Origin of the sequence: Plastoroseomonas arctica, from assembly GCF_018128965.1 — a bacterium.
GTDB classification, from domain to species: Bacteria; Pseudomonadota; Alphaproteobacteria; order Acetobacterales; family Acetobacteraceae; genus Plastoroseomonas; species Plastoroseomonas arctica.
The window spans coordinates 168,892-193,525 of sequence record NZ_JAAEDH010000003.1; the positions used below are offsets into that span (position 1 = coordinate 168,892).

General features: G+C 69.4%; 22 protein-coding genes. 11 read left to right on the forward strand and 11 right to left on the reverse strand.

Annotated features, from left to right (window positions below; translation table 11 throughout):
• Window positions 1-5: 5 nt before the first annotated feature.
• Entirely contained in the window at window positions 6-986 is a 981-nt protein-coding gene (locus GXW79_RS04875) for a tripartite tricarboxylate transporter substrate binding protein (RefSeq protein WP_211873217.1), read from the reverse strand.
• A 151-nt stretch (window positions 987-1,137) separates the two neighbouring features.
• Between GXW79_RS04875 and lpdA the strand changes: the two genes are divergently transcribed.
• Window positions 1,138-2,532 carry a dihydrolipoyl dehydrogenase gene (gene lpdA / locus GXW79_RS04880; protein ID WP_211873218.1) on the forward strand — a complete coding sequence of 465 codons (1,395 nt, stop codon included), beginning with the start codon at window positions 1,138-1,140 and terminating at the stop codon, window positions 2,530-2,532.
• Between the two features lie 13 nt (window positions 2,533-2,545).
• On the opposite strand, the gene paoC is transcribed toward lpdA, so the two are convergent.
• From paoC to fsa, 7 genes are all read right to left on the reverse strand, one after another.
• On the reverse strand, window positions 2,546-4,768 hold the full coding sequence (gene paoC / locus GXW79_RS04885) for an aldehyde oxidoreductase molybdenum-binding subunit PaoC (RefSeq protein ID WP_211873219.1): 2,223 nt from the start codon (window positions 4,766-4,768) through the stop codon (window positions 2,546-2,548).
• A 3-nt stretch (window positions 4,769-4,771) separates the two neighbouring features.
• Window positions 4,772-5,719 (reverse strand): FAD binding domain-containing protein, encoded by a 948-nt coding sequence (locus tag GXW79_RS04890; protein ID WP_211873220.1) that lies wholly within the window; start codon window positions 5,717-5,719, stop codon window positions 4,772-4,774.
• On the reverse strand, window positions 5,716-6,366 hold the full coding sequence (paoA, locus tag GXW79_RS04895) for an aldehyde dehydrogenase iron-sulfur subunit PaoA (protein WP_211873221.1): 651 nt from the start codon (window positions 6,364-6,366) through the stop codon (window positions 5,716-5,718). Before paoA ends, GXW79_RS04890 begins: the two co-directional genes overlap by 4 nt.
• 153 nt (window positions 6,367-6,519) lie before the next feature.
• Window positions 6,520-6,915 carry a (R)-mandelonitrile lyase gene (locus tag GXW79_RS04900; protein WP_211873222.1) on the reverse strand — a complete coding sequence of 132 codons (396 nt, stop codon included), beginning with the start codon at window positions 6,913-6,915 and terminating at the stop codon, window positions 6,520-6,522.
• 85 nt (window positions 6,916-7,000) lie between these two features.
• Window positions 7,001-7,930 carry a tyrosine recombinase XerC gene (locus GXW79_RS04905; RefSeq protein ID WP_211873223.1) on the reverse strand — a complete coding sequence of 310 codons (930 nt, stop codon included), beginning with the start codon at window positions 7,928-7,930 and terminating at the stop codon, window positions 7,001-7,003.
• Window positions 7,927-8,553 carry a DUF484 family protein gene (locus GXW79_RS04910; protein ID WP_211873224.1) on the reverse strand — a complete coding sequence of 209 codons (627 nt, stop codon included), beginning with the start codon at window positions 8,551-8,553 and terminating at the stop codon, window positions 7,927-7,929. Before GXW79_RS04910 ends, GXW79_RS04905 begins: the two co-directional genes overlap by 4 nt.
• A complete protein-coding gene (fsa, locus tag GXW79_RS04915) occupies window positions 8,550-9,206 on the reverse strand; it encodes a fructose-6-phosphate aldolase (RefSeq protein WP_211873225.1) in 657 nt (218 codons plus the stop codon). Before fsa ends, GXW79_RS04910 begins: the two co-directional genes overlap by 4 nt.
• 21 nt (window positions 9,207-9,227) lie before the next feature.
• On the opposite strand from fsa, the gene GXW79_RS04920 reads away from it, so the two are divergent.
• The 8 genes from GXW79_RS04920 to GXW79_RS04955 all read left to right on the forward strand — a co-directional run bounded on the left by GXW79_RS04920 (window position 9,228) and on the right by GXW79_RS04955 (window position 18,095).
• Window positions 9,228-11,438 carry a primosomal protein N' gene (locus GXW79_RS04920; protein ID WP_211873226.1) on the forward strand — a complete coding sequence of 737 codons (2,211 nt, stop codon included), beginning with the start codon at window positions 9,228-9,230 and terminating at the stop codon, window positions 11,436-11,438.
• 180 nt (window positions 11,439-11,618) lie between these two features.
• Window positions 11,619-12,218: a F0F1 ATP synthase subunit delta gene (locus tag GXW79_RS04925; protein WP_367614806.1), complete on the forward strand. Its 600-nt coding sequence runs from the start codon at window positions 11,619-11,621 to the stop codon at window positions 12,216-12,218.
• A 1-nt stretch (window position 12,219) separates the two neighbouring features.
• A complete protein-coding gene (gene atpA / locus GXW79_RS04930; protein WP_211873227.1) occupies window positions 12,220-13,752 on the forward strand; it encodes a F0F1 ATP synthase subunit alpha in 1,533 nt (510 codons plus the stop codon).
• 12 nt (window positions 13,753-13,764) lie between these two features.
• Window positions 13,765-14,649: a F0F1 ATP synthase subunit gamma gene (locus tag GXW79_RS04935; RefSeq protein WP_211873228.1), complete on the forward strand. Its 885-nt coding sequence runs from the start codon at window positions 13,765-13,767 to the stop codon at window positions 14,647-14,649.
• Between the two features lie 110 nt (window positions 14,650-14,759).
• Complete coding sequence (atpD, locus tag GXW79_RS04940) at window positions 14,760-16,187, forward strand: F0F1 ATP synthase subunit beta (protein WP_211873229.1); 1,428 nt, start codon at window positions 14,760-14,762, stop codon at window positions 16,185-16,187.
• Window positions 16,188-16,196: 9 nt separating this feature from the next.
• Complete coding sequence (gene atpC / locus GXW79_RS04945; RefSeq protein WP_211873230.1) at window positions 16,197-16,610, forward strand: ATP synthase F1 subunit epsilon; 414 nt, start codon at window positions 16,197-16,199, stop codon at window positions 16,608-16,610.
• A 207-nt stretch (window positions 16,611-16,817) separates the two neighbouring features.
• The gene (locus GXW79_RS04950) at window positions 16,818-17,678 is read left to right on the forward strand and encodes a ferritin-like domain-containing protein (protein WP_211873231.1); all 861 of its coding nucleotides are present in this window, start codon (window positions 16,818-16,820) and stop codon (window positions 17,676-17,678) included.
• 69 nt (window positions 17,679-17,747) lie between these two features.
• Entirely contained in the window at window positions 17,748-18,095 is a 348-nt protein-coding gene (locus GXW79_RS04955) for a hypothetical protein (protein ID WP_211873232.1), read from the forward strand.
• Window positions 18,096-18,354: 259 nt separating this feature from the next.
• Here the strand turns inward: GXW79_RS04955 and GXW79_RS04960 are convergent, their stop codons facing one another.
• Both GXW79_RS04960 and GXW79_RS04965 read right to left on the reverse strand, forming a co-directional pair.
• Window positions 18,355-20,199 (reverse strand): ABC transporter ATP-binding protein/permease, encoded by a 1,845-nt coding sequence (locus tag GXW79_RS04960; RefSeq protein WP_211873233.1) that lies wholly within the window; start codon window positions 20,197-20,199, stop codon window positions 18,355-18,357.
• The gene (locus tag GXW79_RS04965; protein ID WP_211873234.1) at window positions 20,196-20,357 is read right to left on the reverse strand and encodes a DUF1328 domain-containing protein; all 162 of its coding nucleotides are present in this window, start codon (window positions 20,355-20,357) and stop codon (window positions 20,196-20,198) included. The genes GXW79_RS04960 and GXW79_RS04965 overlap by 4 nt, the downstream gene beginning before the upstream one ends.
• Window positions 20,358-20,562: 205 nt before the next feature.
• Between GXW79_RS04965 and GXW79_RS04970 the strand changes: the two genes are divergently transcribed.
• A complete protein-coding gene (locus tag GXW79_RS04970) occupies window positions 20,563-21,423 on the forward strand; it encodes an endonuclease/exonuclease/phosphatase family protein (protein ID WP_211873235.1) in 861 nt (286 codons plus the stop codon).
• A complete protein-coding gene (locus tag GXW79_RS04975; RefSeq protein WP_211873236.1) occupies window positions 21,420-22,784 on the forward strand; it encodes a phospholipase D family protein in 1,365 nt (454 codons plus the stop codon). The genes GXW79_RS04970 and GXW79_RS04975 overlap by 4 nt, the downstream gene beginning before the upstream one ends.
• A 170-nt stretch (window positions 22,785-22,954) precedes the next feature.
• On the opposite strand, the gene GXW79_RS04980 is transcribed toward GXW79_RS04975, so the two are convergent.
• Complete coding sequence (locus GXW79_RS04980) at window positions 22,955-24,085, reverse strand: N-acetylmuramoyl-L-alanine amidase family protein (RefSeq protein ID WP_211873237.1); 1,131 nt, start codon at window positions 24,083-24,085, stop codon at window positions 22,955-22,957.
• Between the last annotated feature and the right edge of the window lie 549 nt (window positions 24,086-24,634).

Genomic DNA, 24,634 nt, shown 5'->3' on the forward strand with positions numbered 1-24,634 from the left:
CCCCCTCACTCCATCCGCAGCCCGAGGCGCTGCACCATCGCCTGTTCATAGGCGACGCGCTGCACCACGAAATCGCGGTAGGCCTCGGTGTCGAGATAGACGAGCGGCATGTCGAACTGCGCTCGCACCGCCGCGTTCTGCGGGTCGAACAGCGCCTCTTTCATGGCATCGTGCAGCACGCGCACGACGCCAGGGTCCATCCGCGGCGGACCCGAAATGCCGTAGGGCGAATTCACCACGATATCGATGCCGAGCTCCTTCAGCGTCGGCACGTTGGGGAAGCGCGCGGCGCGCTCGGCCGACCACACGCAAAGGAGGCGCATCGACCCCGCCTCCACCTGCGGCGCCCAGGTCGAGCTGTCCGCGATGGAATCCACATTGCCCCCCAACACGGCCGTCACCCCCTCATTGGCGCCGCGGAAAGGCACATGAACAAACTCCACGCCCAGACGCTGCGCGATATCCTCCATCGCAATGTGGTTCGTGGTCGCGATGCCGCTGGTCGAGAAGGTGAGCCGGCCGGGATTGGCGCGCGCGAAGGCGATGTAGTCCGCCCAGGTGCGGTGCGGGCTGTCGGCGCGCACCGCCACGCCGAACAACCAACCGGTCATGCCGATGATGTGCGTGAAGTCGTTGACCGGGTCCCATTGCGGCGTGCGCACCAGGAAGGGCCGGCGCAGGACCGAGAGGTGCATCTGGCCGACCGTGTAGCCATCCGGCCGCGCCTCGCGTGCGAGGTGCAGCGCGTGCAGCGTGCCGCCGGCGCCGGAGCGGTTGTCGACCAGCATCGGCTGGCCCAGCTTGCGCGAACAGATCTCCGCGACGCCACGCAGCTGGGAATCCGCCGACCCGCCCGGGGGCCAGGGCACGATCAGCCGAATGGGGCGTTCGGGAAACCGCGGCTGCGCGATGGCGGGCATAGCCAGCGCGGCCGCGCCCAACGCGAGGGCAGCGCGCCGGCCGAGACCGGGCGAGATGGGATCCATGGACATCCTCCAGCACATCGCCCCTTGCACGAGGCTTCTGCCGCCACCCTAGCAAGGCTGCCCCGCGGTTTGGAACAACTCCCTGGGGTTGCGCCCAGCGCCGTCCGGCGGCAGTTTCCCGCCCGAATTCCCTCCGTCAAAAAGGCTTCCCATGCCGGACAGCTTCGATGTCATCGTGATCGGCTCCGGCCCCGGCGGCTATGTCTGCGCCATCCGCGCGGCCCAGCTCGGCCTCAAGACCGCCTGCATCGAGAAGCGTGCCACCCTCGGCGGCACCTGCCTCAACGTCGGCTGCATCCCGTCCAAGGCGTTGTTGCAGAGCAGCGAGCATTTCGAGGAGGCCAATCACAAGCTCGCCGAGCATGGCGTGATGATCGGCGGCACCGTCAGCCTCGACCTGGCGCGGATGCAGGCGCGCAAGGGCGAGGTCGTGACGGCCAACACCAAGGGTGTCGAGTTCCTGTTCAAGAAGAACAAGGTCACCTGGCTCAAGGGCGAGGGCCGTATCACCGCGCCGGGCAAGGTGAGCGTCGATGGCACCGAATACGAGACGAAGAACATCGTCATCGCCACGGGCAGCGAGTCGATCCCGTTGCCTGGCCTGGAGGTGGACGAGGCCCAGATCGTCACCTCCACCGGCGGCCTTGAGCTTTCCGCAGTGCCCAAGCACCTGGTCGTCATCGGCGGCGGCTATATCGGGCTCGAGCTCGGCAGCGTCTGGAAGCGCCTTGGCGCCGAGGTGACCGTGGTCGAATTCCTCGATCGCCTGGTCCCGGCCATGGACCTCGAGGTCGGCAAGGCCTTCGAGCGCATCCTCGGCAAGCAGGGCATCAAGTTCCGGCTCAAGACGAAGGTGACCGGTGCGACGAAGTCACCCGAGGGCGTGACCCTCACGCTGGAGCCCGCCGAAGGCGGCGCCGCCGAGACGCTCACCGCCGATGTCGTGCTGCTCGCCATCGGCCGCCGCGCCTACAGCGAGGGCCTGGGCGCCAAGGAAGCGGGCGTGGCCTTCGACGAGCGCGGCCGCGTCACGGTGGATGCGAAGTTCGCGACCAACGTCCCCGGCATCTTCGCGATCGGCGACGTCATCACCGGCCCCATGCTCGCGCACAAGGCCGAGGAGGAGGGCGTCGCGGTCGCCGAGATCCTCGCCGGCCAGCATGGCCACGTGAACTACGCGGCCATTCCTGGCGTGGTCTACACATGGCCGGAAGTGGCGACGGTGGGTGAGACCGAGGAACAGCTCAAGGCCCGCAACGCGCCCTACAAGGTCGGCAAGTTTCCCTTCACCGCCAATGCGCGTGCCCGCGCCATGGCCTCGACCGACGGCTTCGTGAAGATCCTCGCCGACAAGGCCACCGACCGCGTGCTCGGCGCCCACATCATCGGCCCCGATGCCGGCACGCTGATCGCCGAACTGGTGATGGCGATGGAGTTCGGCGCCAGTGCGGAGGACATCGCCCGCACCTGCCACGCGCACCCCGCATTGAACGAGGCGGTGAAGGAAGCAGCGCTCGCCGTGGACGGGCGCGCGCTGCACATCTGATCGCCCGCCCGGTTCAGGCCAGCTCGGGCAGGCGGTCGAGCATCTTGTCGAGCGTCATCGGGTAGTCGCGCAGTCGCACGCCGGTCGCGTTGTAGATGCCGTTCGCGACCGCTGCGCCGACGCCGCAGATCCCGAGTTCACCGACACCCTTCGCCTTCATCGGCGAGGAGATCGGGTCCACCTCGTCGAGGAAGATGACCTCCTGGTGCGGGATGTCGGCATGGACCGGCACCTCGTAGCCGGCGAGGTCGTGGTTGACGAAGAAGCCGTGGCGCTTGTCGACCGCCAGTTCCTCCATCAGCGCCGCGCCCACGCCCATGGTCATCGCCCCGATCACCTGGCTGCGCGCCGATTTGGGGTTGAGGATGCGCCCCGCCGCGCAGACCGCGAGCATCCGCCGCACCCGGGTCTCGCCGGTCGCGACGTCCACCGCCACCTCCACGAAATGCCCCGCGAAGGTCGATTGCTGGAAGCGCTTGGCGAGGTCGCCGTATTCGATGGTGTCCTCGCCGACGAGTCCGTCGGCACCCGCCGCCTCGCCAAGCGGCGCGCTGCGGTTGCCGCCGCGCACCACGCCATCGGCGAATTCCGCCTCGGCCGAGTTGAAGCCCAGGCGCTGCGCCACCGCCTCGCGCAGCTTCACGCAGGCGGCGTAGACGCCGGCGGTCGCGCTGTTGCCGCCCCACTGCCCGCCGGAGCCGGCAGAGACCGGGAAGCTCGAATCGCCCAGCCGTACCGTCACCTTGTCGAGGCCGACGCCCATCATCTCGGCCGCGGTCTGCGCGATGACGGTGTAGCTGCCGGTGCCGATATCGGTCATGTCGGTCTCGACCGTGACGCCGCCGCTCGCATCGAGCAACACCCGAGCGCCGGACTTCATCACCAGGTTGTTGCGGAAGCCCGCCGCCATGCCCATGCCGATCAGCCAGCGTCCCTCTCGGCGCGCGCCGGGTGTGGCGTTGCGCCTCGCCCAGCCGAACCGCTCGGCGCCCAGGCGGAGGCATTCGTTGAGCTGGCGCTGCGAGAAGCGCCGCGCCGGATCCTCGGGGTCGACCTGGGTGTCGTTCACGATGCGGAATTCCACCGGGTCCATGCCCAGCTTCTCGGCCATCTCGTCCATCGCGATCTCGAGCGCCATCAGTCCCGGCGCCTCGCCCGGCGCGCGCATGGCATTGCCCTCGGGCAGATCCATCACCGCGAGCCGCATCGCGGTCAGCCGGTTGGCGCCGGCGTAGAGCAACTTGGTCTGCATGACCGCCGTCTCCGCCTTGCCGCCTTCGAGATCGCCCGAGACGCTTTCATGGGCGATGGCGGTGATGCGCCCGTCGCTTCCGGCGCCGATGCGGATGCGCTGGATCGTCGCCGGACGGTGGGTGGTGTTGTTCGCGATCATGGGACGGGTGAGCGCGACCTTCACGGGCCGCCTCGCCGCGCGCGAACCCAGCGCGGCGAGCACTGCATCGGCGCGCAGAAACAGCTTGCCGCCGAAGCCGCCGCCGATGAAGGGCGACTCGATGCGGACATTCCCAGGCTCGAGGCCCAGCGTCTTGGCCAGGTCGCGCTTGCCCCACGCGATCATCTGATTCGAGGTCCAGACGGTGAGCTTGTCACCCTCCCACTGCGCGATGGAGGCGTGCGGCTCCATCATCGCGTGGCTCTCGTCGGGCGTGGTGTAGGTCGCGTCGAGCGTGACAGGCGCGGCCGCGAAGGCGCCCTCGAAATCGCCGACCCGGTCCTCCGGCGGCGGCGGGGGAGAGTCATCATCGCTCTCGGGCGCGGTCAGCTCGGCGTGCGGCATCTCGGCCTCGAGGTCGTAGCGGCCGGGCGTGCGCGCATACTCCACCCGGATCATAGCGGAAGCGTCGCGCGCCTGCTCGAAGGTCTCGGCCACAACCACCGCGATCGCCTGGTGGTAGTGCTGGATCTCGGGGCCGCCGAACAGCGAGGCGGTGTTGGTCTTGCCCTTCTCCAGCCGGGGCATGTCGAGCGTGGTGACGATGGCGACCACGCCTGGCGCGGCGCGCGCCGCGCTTGTGTCCATCGCGGTCACGCGGCCCTTGGCGATGCCGGCGCCGAGCACCTGGCCATAGGCCTGGTTCGGTGCGACGTCATGCCGCTCATAGGCGTAGGGTGCGGTGCCGGTGGTCTTGCGCGGCCCGTCGATGCGGTCGACCGGCTTCCCTACGATCTTGAGCTGGTCGATCGGGTTGGTCGTGGCGGGTGTTTCGAACTTCATGGCTCAGCCCCTCGCATCGGCCAGGACGGAGGCGAGGGTGCGCTCCGCCAGGGTCACCTTGAACGCGTTCTCATGGGTCGGGCGCGCGCCCGACAGGATCGCGGCCATCGCCGGCTTCGCACCGCGCGGCAGCTCGCGCTCGGCCGCCTCCACGCGCCATGGCCGGTGTGCGACGCCGCCGAGTGCCACGCGCCCGCTGCCATCGGGCTGCACCACGGCAGCGACCGAGACCAGCGCGAATGCGTAGGAGGCCCGGTCGCGGACCTTCTTGTAGAAGTGCTTGCCCCCGAGCGGTGCGGGCAGCGTCACGCCGGTGATGAACTCGCCGGCCTCCAGCGCGGTCTCGACATGCGGCGTGTCGCCGGGCAGGCGGTGGAATTCGGCGATGGGGATGCGCCGCGTGGCACCATCGGCCTTGACCGTCTCAACCACGGCGTCGAGTGCGCGCATGGCGACGGCCATGTCGCTCGGGTGCGTCGCGATGCAGGCTTCACTGGCGCCGATCACGGCGAGCTGGCGGGTAATGCCGCCGATCGCGGAACATCCGCTGCCGGGCTGGCGTTTGTTGCACGGCTGGTTGGTGTCGTAGAAATACGGGCAGCGCGTGCGCTGCAGCAGGTTGCCCGCCGTAGTCGCCTTGTTGCGCAGCTGCCCCGACGCGCCGGCGAGCAGGGCGCGCGACAGCACGGCGTAGTCGCGCCGTACGCGCGCATCAGCAGCCAGCTCGGTGTTGCGAACTAGCGCGCCGATGTGCAGCCCGCCTTCCGGCGTCGGCTCGATACGGTCCAGACCCAGGCCGTTCACGTCGATCAGATGCGTCGGCGTCTCGATCTGCAGCTTCATCAGGTCGATCAGGTTCGTCCCGCCGGCGATGAACCGCGCTCCCGGCTGGCGCGCGGCGGCGGCCGCCTCGCTAGGGTTACGGGCGCGCTCATAGGTGAAGGGCTTCATGCCTGCCTCCCGGCGACTTCGGTGATCGCGTCGACGATGTTGGAATAGGCGCCGCAGCGGCAGATGTTGCCGCTCATGCGCTCGCGGATTTCCTCGGGCGTGACCTGCGCGGTGGCGACGAGGTCGGCCGAGACATGGCTGGGGATGCCGGCCTTGATCTCGTCGAGCATCGCGACCGAGGCGCAAATCTGGCCCGGCGTGCAGTAGCCGCACTGGTACCCGTCATGCTTGACGAAGGCCGCCTGCATCGGGTGCAGATTGTCCGGCTGGCCGAGGCCCTCGATGGTCGTGACCGCCTCGCCTTCATGCATCACCGCGAGGGTGAGGCAGGAGTAGATGCGCCGTCCCTCGACAATGACGGTGCAGGCGCCGCACTGGCCGTGGTCGCAGCCCTTCTTGCTGCCCGTCAGCTGCAGATGCTCGCGCAGGGCGTCGAGCAGCGTGGTGCGCGGGTCGAGCTCGAGCTCGCGCGCGGCGCCATTCACGCGCAGGGAGAATTTCGCCATCGCGGGGGCTCCGGGGCTGGGGGTTGCGATGGCGGCGGGCGCGGTTTGCGCGTCGACGGCGCCCGGCACAGTGGCCGCGGTCGTGGCGGCCGCGGCGACGAGCGCGCGACGCGATATCGTGGGATGGCCAGGTGAACGCATGGCATCCGATCCTTCTTGTCTGGGGGCGCGCCTCGATCGGGTGCGCGATGCCGCTGGTGGCCAGGCTCGCCTGGCAGGTGCCGGGGGAACGCCCCCGCCGGCGTCAGGTTGCGCCGCCGCGACGTGACGTGCGGGAGGAACGCAGGATGCGCCTCAGCGCCGGTAATCCGCGTCGCTCACCTTCTCCATCCAATCCACCGGCGAACCGTTCAGCTTCTCCTGGATGGCGATGTGGGACATCGCGGTGGTGGGCGTCGCGCCGTGCCAATGCTTCTCGCCGGGGGCGAACCAGACGACGTCGCCGGGGCGGATTTCCTCGACCGGCCCGCCCTCACGCTGCACCCAGCCGCAGCCCGTGGTGACGAGCAGCGTCTGACCCAGGGGATGGGTGTGCCAGGCGGTGCGGGCGCCGGGTTCGAAGGTGACCAGCGCGCCGCCGACGCGCGCGGGGTCAGGCGGGCTGAACAGCGGGTCGATGCGCACCGTGCCGGTGAACCACTCGGCCGGTCCCTTGCCCGAGGCATGTGATCCTGCCCGCGTGATCTCCATCGCCGCTCTCCTCGCGTGTACGCCACGAGAGATGGGGCCGGGCCTGCCGAGGATCAGGCGTGACAGCGCGGATGTGAGGTGGGCGTCAGGCCCGCGGGTGCGCCCGGCGCCAGGTTTCCAGAAGGGCCACGGCGTCGACCGCGGTGTAGCGCTGCGTGGTGCTGAGGCTCGCATGGCCGAGCAGTTCCTGGATCGCGCGCAGATCCGCGCCGCCGCCGAGCAGGTGGGTGGCGAAGGAGTGCCGCAGCGCGTGGGGCGTGGCGTGTTCGGGGATGCCGGCGAGGCGGCGATACTCGCGCAATGATCGTTGCGCCACCGCCGGATCGAGCCGGTCGCCGCGGGCGCCGATAAAGAGGGGGGCGTCGGGCGCGGCGCCGGCACGGTGGGCCAGCCAGGCGGCCATGGCGTCGCGGATGACGGGCAGGATAGGGACGATGCGTTCCTTGCCGCCCTTGCCGGTGATGCGCAGCGAGGCGTCGGAGCCCGGCAGCGGCGCGTCGCGGATATTCAGGGCGAGGGCTTCGGCGATGCGGAGGCCGGCGCCGTAGAGAAGCGTGAACAGCGCCACGTCGCGGGCGGCCTGCAGGGGCGCCAGAGGGTGGCGCGCCGGGTCGTAGCGGGAGCCGATCCGGGTCGTGATGTCCTTCGCGTCGGCGGCGTTCAGCGCGCGCGGGACGGGCGGCTTGGGGCGCGGGCCGCGCATGGCCGCGAGGGGGAGGGCCGCCATCCCGTGCCGGCGCGTGAGGTGTCGCAGGAACCCTCGCACGGCCGCGAGCGCGCGGGCGCGGGAGGCGGCGGCAAGGCCATCGGCGGCGCGCTGGGCGAGGAAGGCGCGGAAGTCGGTGGGCTTGAGCGTGCCGAGGGCGGCGAGGTCCGGGGTTTGGCCCAGGTGTTGGGTGAGAAAGCCCAGGAAGGTTGCAATGTCGCGTTGGTAGGCTTCGAGCGTGTGCGGGCTGGCACGCCGTTCCGAGGCGAGGAAGCCGAGATAGGCGGAGAGCGCCTGGTCGCCGGTCATCGCGCGAGGGCGGCGGCCACCGCGCGGCCGAGGAAGGCGAGTTGGGGTGCGGCGTGGCTTTCGGGCAGGGCCGCCGCCTCGCGCGCGCCGAGCGCGATCAGCATGGGCACGGGTCCTGGGACACGGGCGAGTGCATCGCGGGCGATGAGTGGCGCCTGTTCGGCGTGAAGCAGGGCAGTCTCCAGCGGGGCGGCGCGCACCACGGCCTCGCGCCCGGCGCCGATGAGGCGGAGCACGCTGCCTGCGGGCAGCGGCAGCACGCCGCGCCGCGCAGGGGCTTCGGCGGCCAGGGTGCAGCTGTCGATGCCGAGCAGGGCGGGCAGTTCATGAGACACGGCATCGACCGCATCGCGCGTGCGCATCAGCGCGAGGACCGCGCGCGCGACGCGGTCCGAGAACCCATCCTGCGCGCGGCCCTGGGCGAGCATGCGGGCGAGTTCGACCTCGAGGGCGGACATCTTCGCGCGTTCGGCCGCGATCATTGCGGCCATGTGGTCGGCCATCGCCTCGCCGTGCAGGCGCTTTGGGGGCGTCAGCACCGTGTAGAGCTTCGGCCGCTCCGCGAGGAAGTGCGGGTGGCCGCGCAGCCAGGCCTCGACCGCGTCGGGGCCCAGCTCGGTCACAGGATGGACTGCCCGGTCTTCTTCCAATCGGCGAGGAAGGCGTCGAGCCCCTTGTCGGTCAGCGGGTGCTTCATCAGCTGGCGAATGACGGCTGGCGGCAGCGTCGCCACGTGCGCGCCAAGCTTCGCCGACTGCACGACATGGACGGGGTGGCGGATCGAGGCCACCAGAACTTCGGTCGTGAGCGCGGGGTAGTTGTTGTAGATCTCAACGATGTCCGCGATCAGCTCCATCCCGTCCTGGCCGATATCGTCGAGCCGGCCCACGAAGGGCGAGATGAAGGTGGCCCCGGCCTTGGCCGCGAGCAGCGCCTGGGCGGCGGAGAAGCATAGCGTGACGTTGACCATAGCACCCTCGCCGGACAGGCGTCGGCAGGCGATGAGTCCGGCCTCGGTCAGCGGCACCTTCACGCAGACGTTCGCCGCGATGGTGCGCAGGAAGCGGCCCTCGGCGAGCATGCCCTCGGCGTCGGTGGCGGTGACCTCGGCAGAGACGGGGCCGGGGGTGATGTCGCAGATCTCGGCGATCACCTGCTTCATGTCGCGGCCTGACTTGGCGATGAGCGACGGGTTGGTGGTCACGCCATCGAGCAGACCGGTGTCCATGAGCGAGCGGATCTCGCCGACATCGGCGGTATCGACGAAGAACTTCATGCGCGGGATTCCTGGGTGAGCATGCCCGACCCTACCCCATTCGCGCTCACCCCCGAAAGCGCCGCGTCGGTTCGTGTCCGGGTGCTGCTGCCGCTGCCGCTGGCGGACGCCTATGACTACCGCGTGCCGACGGGCATGGACGCCGCATCCGGCGACATCGTTCTGGTCCCGCTCGGCAAGCGGCAGGAAATCGGCGTGGTCTGGGACGGCGATGCCGACCCCACGCTCCCCGAGCGCAAGCTGCGCGACATCATTGGCCGGCTGGACGTGTCGCCGATGACGGCCAGCTTGCGCGCCTTCATCGACTGGGTGGCGCAGTACACGCTCAGCCCGCCGGGCGCGGTGCTGCGCATGGCGCTGTCGAGTCCCTCCGCGTTGGAGGCCCAGCCGATGCAGGCTGGCTGGACGCTGGCCGAACCGCCGGCGGACCAGCGGCTGACGCCAGCGAGGAAGCGTGTCCTCGCCCAGCTCTCGCCCGGGCTGGTGGTGGGGGGGACCACGCTGGCCGAGGTGGCGGGGGTCTCGCCGGGCGTGGTGCGCGGCCTGGCTGATGCAGGCTTCCTCCGCCCCGCGCCCTTGCCGCGCGGCAGGGCCTTCGCCCGCCCCGACCCCGACTTCCCCGGCCCGAGCCTGGCCGAGGATCAGGCCATCGCCGCCGAGGCGCTGCGCGCGTCCGTCGCCGCGCGCGCCTATGGCGTGACGCTGCTCAGCGGCGTCACCGGCTCAGGCAAGACCGAGGTGTATTTCGAAGCCGTTGCCGAAGCCCTGCGGCAGGGCCGCCAGGCGCTCGTGCTGCTGCCGGAAATCGCCCTCTCCGCGCAATGGCTGGACCGCTTCCGCGCCCGCTTCGGCGTCGCGCCCGCGCTGTGGCATTCCGAGCTGACCTCGCGCACCCGGCGCGTCACCTGGCGCGCGGTCTCCGAAGGCGAGGCCCAGGTCCTGGTCGGCGCCCGCTCCGCGCTGTTCCTGCCCTTCCCCGACCTCGGCCTGATCGTGGTCGACGAGGAGCATGAGACGGCCTTCAAGCAGGAGGAGGGCGTGGTCTACCACGCGCGCGACATGGCCGTGGTGCGCGCCCGCCTGGCCGAGGCGCCCTGCGTGCTGGTCAGCGCGACGCCGTCGCTGGAAACCCGCAACAATGCCGAGACCGGGCGCTACGCCCTGCTCGACCTGCCGGCGCGGCACGGCGGCGCGGTGCTGCCGGAGGTCGCGGTCGTCGACCTTCGCCGCGACCCGCCGCCGCGCGGCCGCTTCCTCAGCCCGGTACTGGCCGATGCCGTCTCCGCCACACTGGCGCGCGGCGAGCAGGCGATGCTGTTCCTCAACCGCCGCGGCTACGCGCCGATGACGCTGTGCCGCAGCTGCGGCCACCGCATGCAATGCCCCAACTGCTCCGCCTGGCTGGTCGAGCATCGCGCGCACAAGCGCCTGCAATGCCACCATTGCGGCCACACCGAACCGCCACCCGCCCAATGCCCGCAATGCGCCGCACCCAACTCCCTGGTGCCGATCGGTCCAGGGATCGAGCGCGTGCTGGAGGAGTCGGTCGCGCTCTGGCCCGAGGCGCGGGTCATCGTCATGGCGTCGGACACGCTGCCCGGACCGGCCGCCGCGGCGGCCGCCGCGCGCGCGATCGAGGCGCGCGAGGTGGACCTGCTCATCGGAACCCAGATCATGGCCAAGGGCTGGCACTTCCCGCACCTCACCCTGGTGGGCGTGGTGGACGCGGATCTCGGCCTTGCCGGCGGCGACCTGCGCGCCGCCGAACGCACGGTGCAGCTGCTGCACCAGGTGGCCGGCCGGGCAGGGCGCGAAGCGGCACGCGGGCGCGTGCTGCTGCAGAGCTTCAACCCCGATCATCCGGTGATGCAGGCGCTGGTTTCGGGGAATCTCGAAAGCTTCATGGAAGCCGAGTCCGCCGCCCGCCGCCCCGGCCATTGGCCGCCCTTCGGCCGCCTCGCCGCGCTGATCGTCAGCAGCGAGGAGGAGCGCGCCGCCGACCGCGTGGCCCGCGACCTCGGCCTCGCCGCACCCGCCATGGAGGGCGTGCAGGTCCTCGGCCCGGCGCCCGCCCCGCTGGCCCTTCTGCGCGGGCGGCACCGGCGGCGCCTGCTGCTCAAGGCGCGGCGCGGCATCGCGGTGCAGCCCTTGCTGCGGGAATGGCTGGCGCGGGTGGCTATACCCGCAAGTGTAAAGGTGCAGGTGGACGTGGACCCGGTGGGCTTCCTCTGAGGCGGGCAGCGGCGAAATTCATTTCCCCCGGCGCTTTCTGCCCCTGCATCAGTTGCGGCCCCGTTATCCCTATGCTAACCGCAGCGCGCCGCCGGGGGGCGGGTTTCTGGCCCCTGACCACGCGCGGATCGTGCCAACCGCGGTGCCACGCGCGCTGCCAAGACAGGACCGTGATCGCCCGTGGCCGCTATCGACGAGACGATCGCTTCTGCCCAGACCACCACCGCCTCCGGCCTTGCCACGCGCTATGCGCAGGCGCTGCTCTCGCTCGCCGACGATGCGCGGCGCGAGGAGCCTGGTGCGATCGACCGCATCGCCGGCGACCTCGACCGGCTGTTCCAGCTGTGGCGCGAGGATGCCGATTTCCGCGCCTTCATCGCCGATCCGCGCATTGATGCCGCCTCGCAGCGCAACGCCGCCTTCGGCGTGATGGAACGCGCGGGCATCGGCAAGGAAGTGCATAATTTCATGGGCGTGCTGATCGCCAACCGCCGTCTCGGCGCCATGCCCGAGATCGCCGGCGCCTTCGGTGCCCTGCTCGCCGCCCGTCGCGGCCAGCAGACCGCCGAAGTCACCACCGCCCATGCGCTCACCGACGTGCAGCGCGCCGCCATCGCCGCGCGGCTCACGGATGCCGGCTATTCGGGCGTGCGCCTGGTCGAGCATCTCGACCCGTCTTTGCTCGGGGGCCTGATCGTAAGGATCGGCTCCCGCCTGTACGACAATTCGATCAAATCCAAGCTGCAGCGCCTGCAGTACGCCATGAAGGGGGCCGCCTGATATGGACATCCGTCCTGCGGAAATCTCGGAAATCCTGAAGTCGCAGATCGCGAACTTCGATGCCGAGGCGAATGTCGCCGAAGTCGGCACCGTGCTCACGGTCGGTGACGGCGTGGCCCGCTGCTATGGCTTGCAGAATGTCATGGCCGGCGAGATGGTCGAGTTCCCGAACGCCGGCCTCAAGGGCATGGCGCTGAACCTCGAGAACGATAATGTCGGCGTCGTCATCTTCGGCAACGACAAGGGCGTGAAGGAAGGCGACACGGTCAGCCGCACCGGCGAGATCGTGGACGTGCCGGTCGGCATGGGCCTGCTCGGCCGCGTGGTCGACGCGCTGGGCAACCCGATCGACGGAAAGGGCCCGATCGCGGGCGCCGAGCGCCGCCTGATCGAGGTGAAGGCGCCCGGCATCATCCCGCGCAAGTCGGTGCATGAGCCGATGCAGACCGGCGTGAAGGCGATCGACGCGCTGATCCCGATCGGCCGCGGCCAGCGCGAGCTGATCATCGGCGACCGGCAGACCGGCAAGACCGCGGTGATCATCGACACGATCATCAACCAGAAGCACGTCAACGCCGGCGCCGACGACAAGAAGAAGCTCTACTGCATCTACGTGGCCGTCGGGCAGAAGCGCTCCACCGTCGCCCAGCTGGTCAAGACGCTCGAGGAACAGGGCGCGCTGGAATATTCCATCATCGTGGCCGCCACCGCATCCGATCCGGCGCCGATGCAGTACCTCGCCCCCTACGCCGGCTGCGCGATGGGCGAGTTCTTCCGCGACAACGGCATGCATGCCGTCATCTTCTACGATGACCTGTCGAAGCAGGCGGTCGCCTATCGTCAGGTGTCGCTGCTGCTGCGCCGCCCGCCGGGCCGCGAAGCCTACCCCGGCGACGTGTTCTACCTGCACTCCCGCCTGCTCGAGCGTGCGGCCAAGATGAGCGACGCCTTCGGCGCCGGCTCGCTGACCGCGCTGCCGGTCATCGAGACGCAGGCCGGCGACGTCTCGGCCTACATTCCGACCAACGTGATTTCGATCACCGACGGCCAGATCTTCCTCGAGACCGAGCTGTTCTTCAAAGGCATCCGCCCGGCGGTGAACGTCGGCCTGTCCGTCTCGCGCGTCGGCTCCTCCGCCCAGATCAAGGCGATGAAGCAGGTCGCCGGCAAGATCAAGCTGGAGCTCGCCCAGTACCGCGAGATGGCCGCCTTCGCGCAGTTCGCCTCCGACCTCGACGCAACGACGCAGGCTTTGCTCGCCCGCGGTGCGCGCCTGACGGAGTTGCTGAAGCAGCCGCAGTACAAGCCGGTCCCCGTCGAGGAGCAGGTGATCTCGCTGTTTGCCGGCACGCGCGGCTATCTCGACAAGATCGACATCGGCAAGATCGGCGAGTTCGAGCGCCGGCTGCTGGCCGATATCAAGACGAGCCAGCCGGGCATCGTCGAGGCCATCGCGAAGGAGCAGGCCATCTCGGGCGATACCGAGAAGAAGCTGATCGCCTTCCTCGATGGTTTCGCGAAAACCTTCGCCTAAAGGCCGCATCCCATGGCCAGCCTCAAGATGCTGCGCATGCGGATCAACAGCGTGAAATCCACGCGGAAGATCACGCAGGCGATGAAGATGGTGGCAGCCGCGAAGCTGCGCCGCGCGCAGTCCCAGGCGGAAGCCGCGCGGCCTTATGCCGAGCGGATGGAGCGAATGCTCGCCTCGTTGGGCGCGGCCGTCGCGTCATCCCCGGATGCGCCGCCGCTGCTGGTCGGCACCGGGCGCGACCAGGTGCATCTGCTGGTGGTGATGACCGCGGATCGTGGTCTCGCCGGCGCGTTCAATTCCGGTGTGGGTCGCTTCGCCCGCGCCAGGGTCCGCGCTCTGGAGGCCGAGGGCAAGACGGTCAAGATCCTGTCCATCGGTCGCAAAGGCGCGGTCTATCTCAAGCGCGAATTCGCCTCCCGCTTCGTGGGCGAGGTCAGCTTCCAGGGCAAGAAGACCGTCGAATTCGCCGATGCGGCCGAAGTGGTGGCGAAGATTTCCGCCATGCTCGAAGCCGGCGAGTTCGACGTCTGCACGCTCATCTACAACCGCTTCAAGTCGGTGATCAGCCAGATCCCCTCCGAGCAGCGCCTGATCCCGGCGCCGCTGCCCGAGGTGCAGGAAGAGGCCAAGGCCGGCCCGCAGGCGGTCTACGAATACGAGCCCTCGGAAGAGGAAATCCTCGCCGCCCTGCTGCCGCAGAATCTCGGCGTGCAGGTCTATCGCGCCATCCTGGAAAATTCCGCCGGCTTCTACGGCGCCCAGATGAACGCGATGGACAATGCCACGCGCAACGCCGGCGAGATGATCAACAAGCTCACGCTCAACTATAACCGCACGCGACAGGCCAACATCACCAAGGAGCTGATCGAGATCATCTCCGGTGCCGAGGCGGTCTGAGAGTTTGCGGCCGAGCGTCCGTGGCGCGAGCCACGCGGAATTGAGTGCTAGATTGTGACGGACGGTCGAACGCAAGTTCGATTTCTACAACGGCCCTTAGGAGCCATGTCATGAAGAACAATGTCGGCAAGATCGCCCAGGTGCTGGGCCCTGTGGTGGACGTGCAGTTCCCCGGCGAGCTGCCCGCCATCCTCAACGCGCTCACCACCAAGATCGGCGAGCGCACCGTGGTCCTCGAAGTGGCGCAGCACCTCGGCGAGCGCACCGTGCGCACCATCGCGATGGACACGACCGACGGCATGGTCCGCGGCCATGAGGTCGTCGATACCGGCGTGGGCATCTCCGTCCCGGTCGGCAACGGCACGCTCGGCCGCATCCTCAACGTCATCGGCGAGCCGATCGACGAGCGCGGTCCGGTCCCGCACGACACGACCTATACCATCCATCGCGACGCGCCCTCCTTCGAGGACCAGTCGACCTCGGCGGAAATCCTGGTCACGGGCATCAAGGTCATCGATCTGCTCGCCCCCTACATCAAGGGCGGCAAGATCGGCCTGTTCGGCGGCGCCGGCGTCGGCAAGACCGTCACCATCCAGGAGCTGATCAACAACATCGCCAAGGGCCACGGCGGCGTCTCGGTCTTCGCCGGCGTCGGCGAGCGGACCCGCGAGGGCAACGACCTCTATCACGAGATGGTCGATGCCGGCGTCATCAAGCTCAACGAGAACGACACCGAAGGCTCCAAGGTGGCGCTCGTCTACGGCCAGATGAACGAGCCGCCGGGCGCGCGCGCCCGCGTCGCGCTGTCCGGCCTTTCGCTTGCGGAGTACTTCCGCGACGAGCAGGGCCAGGACGTGCTGTTCTTCATCGACAACATCTTCCGCTTCACCCAGGCCGGCGCGGAAGTCTCCGCGCTGCTCGGCCGCATACCCTCCGCCGTCGGCTATCAGCCGACGTTGGCGACGGACATGGGCGCCCTGCAGGAGCGCATCACCTCGACCAAAAAGGGCTCGATCACCTCGGTGCAGGCCATCTACGTGCCCGCCGACGACTTGACCGACCCGGCGCCCGCCACCTCCTTCGCCCACCTCGACGCGACGACAACGCTGAACCGCTCGATCGCGGAGCTGGGCATCTTCCCGGCCGTGGATCCGCTGGACAGCACCTCGCGCGCCATGGACCCGCGCATCGTCGGCGACGAGCACTACAACACCGCCCGCGAAGTGCAGAAGATCCTGCAGACCTACAAGTCGCTGCAGGACATCATCGCCATTCTCGGCATGGACGAGCTGTCCGAGGAGGACAAGCTCATCGTGGCCCGCGCCCGCAAGCTGCAGCGCTTCCTCAGCCAGCCCTTCCACGTGGCCGAGGTCTTCACCGGCACGCCGGGCGTGTTCGTGAAGCTCGAGGACACGATCCGCAGCTTCGCCGCGATCTGCAAGGGCGAGTATGACAGCCTGCCCGAGGCTGCCTTCTACATGGTCGGCACCATCGAGGAGGCCGTGAAGAAGGCCGAAACCCTCAAGCAGGCGGCGTAAGGCATCCCCATGGCCGGCACCTTCCAGCTCGAACTCGTCTCCCCGGCGCGGCTGCTGCTCAGCCGCCCGGTTGAGATGGCGGTCATCCCCGCGGCCGAAGGCGAGATGGGCGTGCTGCCCGGCCATGCGCCGATGATCGTGGCCCTCCGCGGCGGCGTCATCAGCGTCACCGAGGGCGGCCAGGTCACCGAGCACCTCTTCGTCAATGGCGGCTTCGCCGAGATCACGCCCGAACGCGTCACCGTGCTCGCCGATGACGCGACGCCGGTCGCGAACCTGTCCAAGGCCGCCGCGGCGACTGCTCTGGCACAGGCCGAGGCCGGCATGGTGGACCTTCAGTCCAGCACGCCGGAAAAGCGCGACCAGGCCATGGTGGCCCTGCTCTCCGCCCAGGCGATGGTCGCCACCGCCGAAGCACCCTGAGCCCGTCCGGGCCTGGATCTTATCTGGGGACCATCATTCTCGACGCGATTGTTTCACCGGTCCGGGCGCGCACAATCCCGCATTTCGCCTTGAATCCCGCGCTGTGCTACGCAACCTGGGAAGTTGGTTGACGGAGCCTTGACGGGCGTCACCAGGATGTCGCGCCCATCGCATCGTGCTTTGGTGTGATGAACGAGTGGGGACCGGATGAAGCACTGGCATATCGATCAGATCGCCTGGGACAAGTTCGATCCCGGCAAAGTCGATCCCGCGATCGTGCCGCTGGTCAAGGCCGCCGCCATGGTCGAGCGCAATGCGACCGACTACACCGCCTACCTCAATAACGTCTTCCGCGACGACCCCGCCTTCTGCGCTGCCGCCGACAACTGGGCCGTCGAGGAGATCCAGCACGGCGACGCGCTCGGCCGCTGGGGCATGTGCGCCGACCCATCGTGGGATTTCGAGGCCGCCTTCGCCCGCTACCGCGCCGGCTACAAGATCGAGACCTCCGTCGACGCCTCCATCCGCGGCTCCCGCACCGGCGAGCTCATCGCGCGCTGCATGGTCGAGACCGGCACGTCGAGCTACTACACCGCGCTTGGCGACTCGACCGAGGAGCCGGTGCTGCGCGAGGTCTGCCGCCTGATCGCCGCGGACGAATACCGCCACTTCAAGCTGTTCTACGACCACATGAGGCGCTACCTCGGCCGCGAGAACCTCGGTTTCGTCCAGCGCCTGCGCGTCGCCCTCGGCCGCATCGGCGAGTCCGAGGATGACGAGCTCGCCTATGCCTATCATTGCGGCAACGAGGGTGACGGCACCCCCTACAATCATGAGCGCTGCATCGCCGGCTACATGGGCCGCGCGATGGGCTTCTACCGCTATCGCCATATCGAGCGCAGCACCGCGATGGTGTTCAAGTCGATCGGGCTTGACCCGCGCGGCCGCATGTCCTCCGTCGCGGCGCGGGCCGGGTGGCGGCTGATGCAATGGCGACGAGAGCGGTTTCTCGCGACGCTGCGCCGCGCCGCGAACGAGAACGCCCCCGGGCTTGACAAGGCGGCCTGAAACTCCAGCGTCACGCAAACGTTGGTTCTTCGTTGCCAGATTGTTGGCTCTCACGAAGGAACAAACACGATGCGCGTTCTCCGCCTTCTTGCCCCCCTCGCCCTGGTGATCGGCGTCGCCGCCTGTGCCGACAGCCGCTCCGATCCGCCGGGCACTGCCGCGGGCCGGGCTGTGGACCGCGCCGCCGGGACCAACACCTCAGGCGCCTACCCCGCGCAGTCCGATGGCCGCCCGGGCAACCCGCCCGGCACCGCCGCCGAGCGCACGCTCGACCGCAACGCCGGGACCAACACCTCGGGCGCCTACCCCGCGCAGTCCGATGGCCGTCCGGGCAACCCGCCTGGCACCGCCGCCCAGCGCGCCTATGACCGTCAGACCGGTTCGAACACCTCGGGCGCCTACCCGCAGAACCGCTGAGCCTTGCGGCGCCGGGCCTTCGGGCCCGGCACCGACACGGATTTGGGCCGGAGCGGATAATGCTCCGGCCCTTTTTCGTGATCGAGGATACGGTGACTATTACCGGGATGGAGACGCGCTGGGAAAGCCTACGAACGCCACGGCACCTGCGTCAGCTTTTAGGGCCGGTGACGGAAAGCCGAAAGCGAGGCGACCTTACCCAGGCCGCTTCCATACCAAGACATTAGCCGTAGGCGGCCAGCAAGGTGGGCTTACCACCTTACCCGGCCAGGCTCCGCGCCGGCAGCTTCCAGCGCACCGCAGTCTTCGCCGGCGCGCTGCGCTTGGGCCGCGCGAAGCGGGCGCCGCCCTCGCGCTTCACCAGGGTCAGCGTGCGGGTATGAAACGCCTCGAGCCCCGGCCGGTGGCCGATCGAGACCAGGGTCGACTCACCCAGATTGTCGACCAGCAGCTGCATCATCTGGTCCTGGTTGGCCTCGTCGAGCGCCGCCGTCGCTTCGTCGAGGAAAATCCAGCGCGGCTTCTGCAGCATCAGCCGCGCGAAGGCGAGACGTTGCTGCTCGCCCAGCGACAGGATGCGGTCCCAGCGCTCGGTATCCTCGAGCCTTGTCGCGAGGTGCTTCAAGCCGACCTGCTCGAGCGCTTCGGTCTTCTGTTCCACGGTGAAGTCGCTCGGCCATTGCGGGTAGCACAGCGCGGTCTCGAGAGTGCCGAGCGGCAGGTAGGGCCTCTGCGGCAGGAAGGCCATGGATTTGCGGGGCGGCGTGATGATCTCGCCCGCGCCCCAGGGCCAGATGCCGCCGATCGCGCGGAACAGCGTCGACTTGCCGCTGCCGGACTCGCCCTTGATGAGCACGCGCTCGCCCGGCGCGATCTCGGCCGAGGCGTCCGCGATCACCGTGGTGCCATCGGCGAAGGCGATCTCCAGGTCCTGGAAGATCAGGTTCTCAGGCTCGCCCTCAGCGGTCTCGCGGATGCCGATGGTGGGCTGCGCGACATCGGTGTGCAGCGCTTCGAGGTCCTCCAGAGCGTCGGTGAATTCGGTGACGCGGGCGACGGCGCTGCGCCATTCGGCGATCTGGGGGAAGTTGGTCACGAACCAGTTCAGCGCGCCCTGTACCTGGCCGAAGGCGGCGCCGATCTGCATCAGCCCGCCGAGCGAGATCGCGCCGGAGAAATAGGCCGGCGAGGCGACCACGGTGGGGAAGATCATCGCCAGCGTGCCATAGGCAGACGTCAGCCACATCAGGTTGCGCTGGCTCTGCAGCACCTTGAGCACGGAGCCGCGGACCTGGCCGAACAGCACGTTGAGGCCACGCCGCTCATCGGTCTCGCCGCGGATCAGCGCAATGCCCTCGGCACTTTCGCGCGCCCGGGTCAGACCGAAGCGGAAATCCGCCTCGGCGCCGGTGCGATGGATGTTGTGCCCGATCAGCGGCCGGCCGAGCATGTAGGTGAGCACGGAGCCGGCGATCGCATAGATCAGCGCCGCCCAGACCATGTAGCCGGGCACGTCGAGGTTGATGCCGACGAAGGCGAGGTTGAGCGGGCCGGAGAGCTGCCACAGGATGCCGATGAACGCCATCAGCATGGTGCCCGAGATCAGCAGCCCGAGGGTGAACTCGACGGCGAGCTCGGTCGAGACGCGGACATCCTCGGAGATGCGCTGGTCGGGGTTGCGGGCCTCGGTGGCCCCCATCTCGAGCTGGTAGTGGCGCCCGTCATGCAGCCAGAGCGCCGTCAGCCGTCGCGTGAGCCATTCGCGCCAGGTGAGCTGGATAAGCTGCTTGAGGTAGAGCTGATAGACCGAGATCGCCATCGACAGCGCCGCAAGGCCCAGGAAGATGAGGATCTGCGTCTCGAAGGCGTTGGAATCGCGCTTGTCGAGCGCGTCGAAGAAATCCCGGTTCCACACGTTGAAACGGATTTGGATGCCGACCTGGGCGAGTGTCAGCGCGATGACGCCGGCGATCATCCAACGCGCGCGGCCGCGATCGGGCGCGGTCAGCCAGGCCTTGGTCCAGCGGCGGAAGCCGCGCAGGTCGGGCGTCGCCGCCCGCTGGAGGGGAACGGGTTCGGCAGCTGTCGCCGGCGCGTCGCTCACGCCCAGCCACGCCCGGCGAGCAGCGAGACAACGAACAGCACCAGGAAGATGACGAACAGCACCTTTGCGATTCCGCTGGCGGCGGAGGCGATTCCGCCGAAGCCGAGAACGCCTGCCACCAGCGCCACCACCAGGAAAATCAACGTGTAGTAGAGCACGGGGAGGGCCTCCTCACGAAACGCGTGACCATGGAACGCGAGGATCTTGGCAAAGGTTGCCGAAGCCGTGCGATGGCATGCCGATGGTGGTTTTCCGACATCGCCATGCCAGATATACGCCGCTTGCAACCGCGCGTCGGCGCCTGCCTTTCACCTCGACGCGTTGCCACGCGCGCCTCGCCCCTCTGCAGCATGCGGATCCCCGATGAGCCAGAATCCCCCCCGCCCCCCGCGCCGCGCCCGACTGCCCGAGGGCGTGCGCGGCGCGCTGCACGTGCTGGAAGGCGCGCTCACCCGTCGCCACCCGGCACCGCCGCCGCCGCGCGATGGCGGCGCGGCGGCCGAGGCGAGCCTGGTCGTCGCATCCTACAACATCCATCGCTGCATCGGCGTCGATCGCCGATTTGATCCGGTGCGCGTCGCCGCCGTCATCGAGGAGCTGGGCGCCGATATCGTCGCGCTGCAGGAAGCCGACCGCCGCTTCGGCCACCGCGTCGGCCTGCTCGACCTCAGCGCCATCGAGCGGCGCACCGGGCTGATGCACGTGCCGATCTCGCAGACGCCGGGCGGGCATGGCTGGCGTGGCAATGCGTTGCTGGTGCGCGGCGGCGCGGCGACGCTGACACGGCGGGTGACGCTGCCCGGCGCGGAGCCGCGCGGCGCCCTGATCGTGGAACTCGCGCTGCCGCAGGGGCCACTGCGCGTGGTTACCGCCCATCTGGGGCTGCTGCGCCGGCACCGTGCGCTGCAGGCGGCGCATATATTGGCGGAGCTGCAGGATGCGGCGCCGATGCCGATGCTGCTGATGGGCGACCTCAATGAATGGCGACCGGGCGTCGCCTCCTCGCTGGCACCGCTCGCACCCCTGTTCGGGCCGTTCGGGCCGCCGCTGCCGAGCTTCCCCTCGCGCAAGCCGTTCCTCGCCCTCGACCGCATCCTCGCGCATCCGCACGGGCTGATCACCGCGGCGCATGTGCATGACAGCCCCCTCGCGCGCCAGGCGTCGGACCACCTGCCGCTCACCGCGCGCATCGTGCTCGCGTCGGCGCTGTCCGAGGCGGCATGAACGTCTCGGGCAAGGCGGGGCTGGCGGCGAGCACCGTAGCACTGCTGCCCGAGGGGCTCGGCGCCTTCGCCGACCGGGTCGCCTCGGCGCGGGGCGCGGTCCACAGCCTCGATCTGCAATACTACCTCTGGCACAACGACCTGACCGGGGCGTTGCTGGCGCGCGAGATCCTGCACGCGGCGGATCGTGGCGTTCGCGTGCGCCTTCTGCTCGATGCGCTGAACATCATCGGCAAGGATGGCAGCCTCACCGCCCTCGCCGCACATCCGCGCATCCAGATCCGCCGCTTCAACGCGGGACGCTGGCGGCGCTGGGGACAGTCCGGCTTCATGCTGGAGATGCTGCTGGGCAGCTGGCATCTCAACCGGCGCATGCACAACAAGGCCTGGATCGCGGACGGCACCCGGCTGATCTGCGGCGGACGGAACATCGGCGACCGCTACTTCGACGCCGGCGGCGATTTCAACTTCCGTGACCTCGACGTGCGCATCGAGGGTCCCGCCGCGGAACCCGCTTCCACCATCTTCGAGGCCTATTGGCGCAGCCCGCTGGCGCGGCCGCTCGGCCGCATCGCGCGGCTGCGGGCGCGGCGAACCTCGCTGCGCCGCTTTCGCAGGCTGCTTGACCGCCGCGCGTCGGCGCCGCACGCCGCGGACCTGCTCGCGGAGGTGGCCGATGCCTCGACGCTGCACATCCCCGAGCACGCGCTCACCATCCTGGCCGACCCGCCGGCCAAGGCGTCGGGGCATGCGAGCGGCACGGTCGCGCCGGCGCTGATGGCGCTGCTCGCGACGGCGCGGCGGGAAGCGCTGATCATCTCGCCCTATTTCGTGCCCGGCCCGGCCGGCACGGCGCTGCTGGCGCGGCTGGTCGCCTCCGGCGTGCGCGTCGCGGTGATCACCAATTCGCTCGCGGCGACTGATGTGGTCGCGGTGCATGGCGGCTATTCGCGCTATCGGCCCGCGCTACTCGCGTCGGGCGTGGAACTCTACGAGCTCAAGGCGAGCGTCGAGACCAAGGCCGGGCTGTTCGGCTCGAAGGGGGCCAGCCTGCACACCAAGGCGGTGATGGTCGATGATGGGCCGGTCTTCATCGGCTCGTTCAACATGGACCCTCGCTCGGCCTCGCTGAACACCGAGATGGGCGTGATGCTGGACCATCGCGGCCTGGCGCGGCTGCTGCGACGGCAGCATCGGCGGCTGTCGGATGGCGGGCGCAGCTGGCGGGTTCGGCTGGAGCGCGGCCGCATCGCCTGGACCGACGAGCACGGGCCGCCGCTCGGCCGCGAGCCGGCGGCGAGTTGGCGGCGGCGGCTGGCGGCGTGGGTGATGCGCTGGCTGCCGATCGAGTCGCAGCTTTAGAAAGCTTGGGGGAAATGAATTTCCCCCAAACCCCCATTCTTTCATTTTTGATCATTGGTTCGCGTCGCCAGGTCGCGCTGCCATCAACGAACCCGTGCTGGCCATGCTGCCAGACCAAATGATAAAAACAAAAGAATGGGGGTCTGGGGGAGATTCTTTCCCCCAGTCTTTTAGGCCCTCACATAGCCCTCGACGGCCCTGGCCAGAGCCTGCGCCAGCCGCGCCCGATGCGTGGGCCGCCGGAGTGCCGCCTCGTCCGCGCTGCTCGACAGAAAGCCGAGCTCGACCAGCGCCGATGGCGTCTCGGGCGATTTCAGCACCACGAAGGCGGCCTGGCGGTGCGTGTTGGGCAGCAGCGCCGTCGCCTCGCCGAGCTCATTGACCGCGAGGCGCGCGATGCGCGCGCTGCCGGCCTGGGTCTCGGCGCGCATAAGCGAGAGCAGGATGCTCGCGACCTCGGGCGTGACGGAGGGCAGGCGCAGGCCGCCCATCGCGTCGGCATTGTTCTCGCGCCGCGCCAGTGCCTCAGACAGCGGATCGGTCGCGGTGTCGGAGAGCGTGTAGACCGAGGCGCCGCGCGCGCCCGGCGCGCTGTCGGCGTGGATAGAGAGGAACAGCGCCGCTTCCTGGCGGCGGGCGAGGTCCACGCGCGCGGCGAGCGGGACAAAGATGTCGCGCGTCCGCGTCATCGCCACGCGCACTTGGCCACCAGCCTCGAGCTGGCGCTTGAGCTCGAGCGCGGTGGCCAGCGTGATGCGCTTCTCGAGCGTGCCGTCGGCGCCGATGGTGCCGGGGTCGCGGCCGCCATGTCCGGCATCGATCACCACCAGCGGCCTGGCGCGGGCGGTTGCGGCGAGGCTGCCGCGCAATAACGGCTCGCGCGCGCGAACCAGGCGGGCGAAGGCGTCCTCCTCGACCGGCGTCAGTTCCAGGCGCAATTCGCCGGGCACTGCTGGCCCAGGGCGCAGCCGCACGCGGGCGGGTTCGGACAGCAGCACGGTGAGGCGCGAGGCGGCGGGTTCGAATCGCAGCTCCGCGATAAGGCCGCCGCGGGCAGGGAGTCCCGCCGCCGGCCAGGCGAGCTCCGGAAGCTGGATGATCAGGCGATCCGGCCCGGCCGCCGCGTTGATTGCATAGCGTTGGCCCGCGCCCAGGATCAGCGTGAGGCGAGCCCGGCGGGCGCCGTTGCTGATGCGCAGCGGCAGCGCCTGCGCGAGCGTGGCCTGGGGGAGCAGGCCCACGATCAGGCCGGCGAAAAGCCAGTGCCGCCGGGTCAGCCCTGGGCGTTCATCAGCCGGCATCGCAGGCGCATTCTCCCCGATTCGCGCGCAATCCCCGACGATGTGGCATGGATGGCGTGGTTGAGCCAGCAGCATGGCTTGCCCGTTGTCGCGGCAGCGCCTAGGGTGTGTAGCCCCGGCGGCTTTCGTTGCCGGCGAAAGGTTTACCCAGGCGCCTTGGAGCCATGGTCGCGCGGACTTCGTACCCCTTCAGCGGGTGTCGCGCAGCTTTAATGGTCCCGCCTGCCCCCTTCGCCGCGACGGGATGACCCGATGCAAACGCAGCGCACCCGCTTCGATCACGACGTGGATCATCGGGAAAGCGTGCGAGACGCATCCCGCCGGCCCGTCTGCGCCTCCGCCCCTCACGCCCGTTCGCGGCGCGTCGGGGTGCAGGGCCAAGGGGCACGAGGAGAAGGCGCGCCCACCCAGGGCCCGGTCCTGCCCCTCAAGGCAGCCCTGGCCCACCGAGAGAGGAGGATGCTTTGGCCGCTGACCGCATGATCGCGCCGCGCAGCCATGACTCCGCTCGGGCCGATCCACCCCATTCCGCCCTGGCCCTGCCGCTGA

Coding starts and splice junctions, on each gene's coding strand:
- GXW79_RS04875 (WP_211873217.1), bottom strand. CDS start 986: ATGGATCCCATCTCGCCCGGTCTCGGCCGGCGCGCTGCCCTCGCGTTG.
- lpdA (WP_211873218.1), top strand. CDS start 1,138: ATGCCGGACAGCTTCGATGTCATCGTGATCGGCTCCGGCCCCGGCGGC.
- paoC (WP_211873219.1), bottom strand. CDS start 4,768: ATGAAGTTCGAAACACCCGCCACGACCAACCCGATCGACCAGCTCAAG.
- GXW79_RS04890 (WP_211873220.1), bottom strand. CDS start 5,719: ATGAAGCCCTTCACCTATGAGCGCGCCCGTAACCCTAGCGAGGCGGCC.
- paoA (WP_211873221.1), bottom strand. CDS start 6,366: ATGCGTTCACCTGGCCATCCCACGATATCGCGTCGCGCGCTCGTCGCC.
- GXW79_RS04900 (WP_211873222.1), bottom strand. CDS start 6,915: ATGGAGATCACGCGGGCAGGATCACATGCCTCGGGCAAGGGACCGGCC.
- GXW79_RS04905 (WP_211873223.1), bottom strand. CDS start 7,930: ATGACCGGCGACCAGGCGCTCTCCGCCTATCTCGGCTTCCTCGCCTCG.
- fsa (WP_211873225.1), bottom strand. CDS start 9,206: ATGAAGTTCTTCGTCGATACCGCCGATGTCGGCGAGATCCGCTCGCTC.
- GXW79_RS04920 (WP_211873226.1), top strand. CDS start 9,228: ATGCCCGACCCTACCCCATTCGCGCTCACCCCCGAAAGCGCCGCGTCG.
- atpA (WP_211873227.1), top strand. CDS start 12,220: ATGGACATCCGTCCTGCGGAAATCTCGGAAATCCTGAAGTCGCAGATC.
- GXW79_RS04935 (WP_211873228.1), top strand. CDS start 13,765: ATGGCCAGCCTCAAGATGCTGCGCATGCGGATCAACAGCGTGAAATCC.
- atpD (WP_211873229.1), top strand. CDS start 14,760: ATGAAGAACAATGTCGGCAAGATCGCCCAGGTGCTGGGCCCTGTGGTG.
- atpC (WP_211873230.1), top strand. CDS start 16,197: ATGGCCGGCACCTTCCAGCTCGAACTCGTCTCCCCGGCGCGGCTGCTG.
- GXW79_RS04950 (WP_211873231.1), top strand. CDS start 16,818: ATGAAGCACTGGCATATCGATCAGATCGCCTGGGACAAGTTCGATCCC.
- GXW79_RS04955 (WP_211873232.1), top strand. CDS start 17,748: ATGCGCGTTCTCCGCCTTCTTGCCCCCCTCGCCCTGGTGATCGGCGTC.
- GXW79_RS04970 (WP_211873235.1), top strand. CDS start 20,563: ATGAGCCAGAATCCCCCCCGCCCCCCGCGCCGCGCCCGACTGCCCGAG.
- GXW79_RS04975 (WP_211873236.1), top strand. CDS start 21,420: ATGAACGTCTCGGGCAAGGCGGGGCTGGCGGCGAGCACCGTAGCACTG.
- GXW79_RS04980 (WP_211873237.1), bottom strand. CDS start 24,085: ATGCCGGCTGATGAACGCCCAGGGCTGACCCGGCGGCACTGGCTTTTC.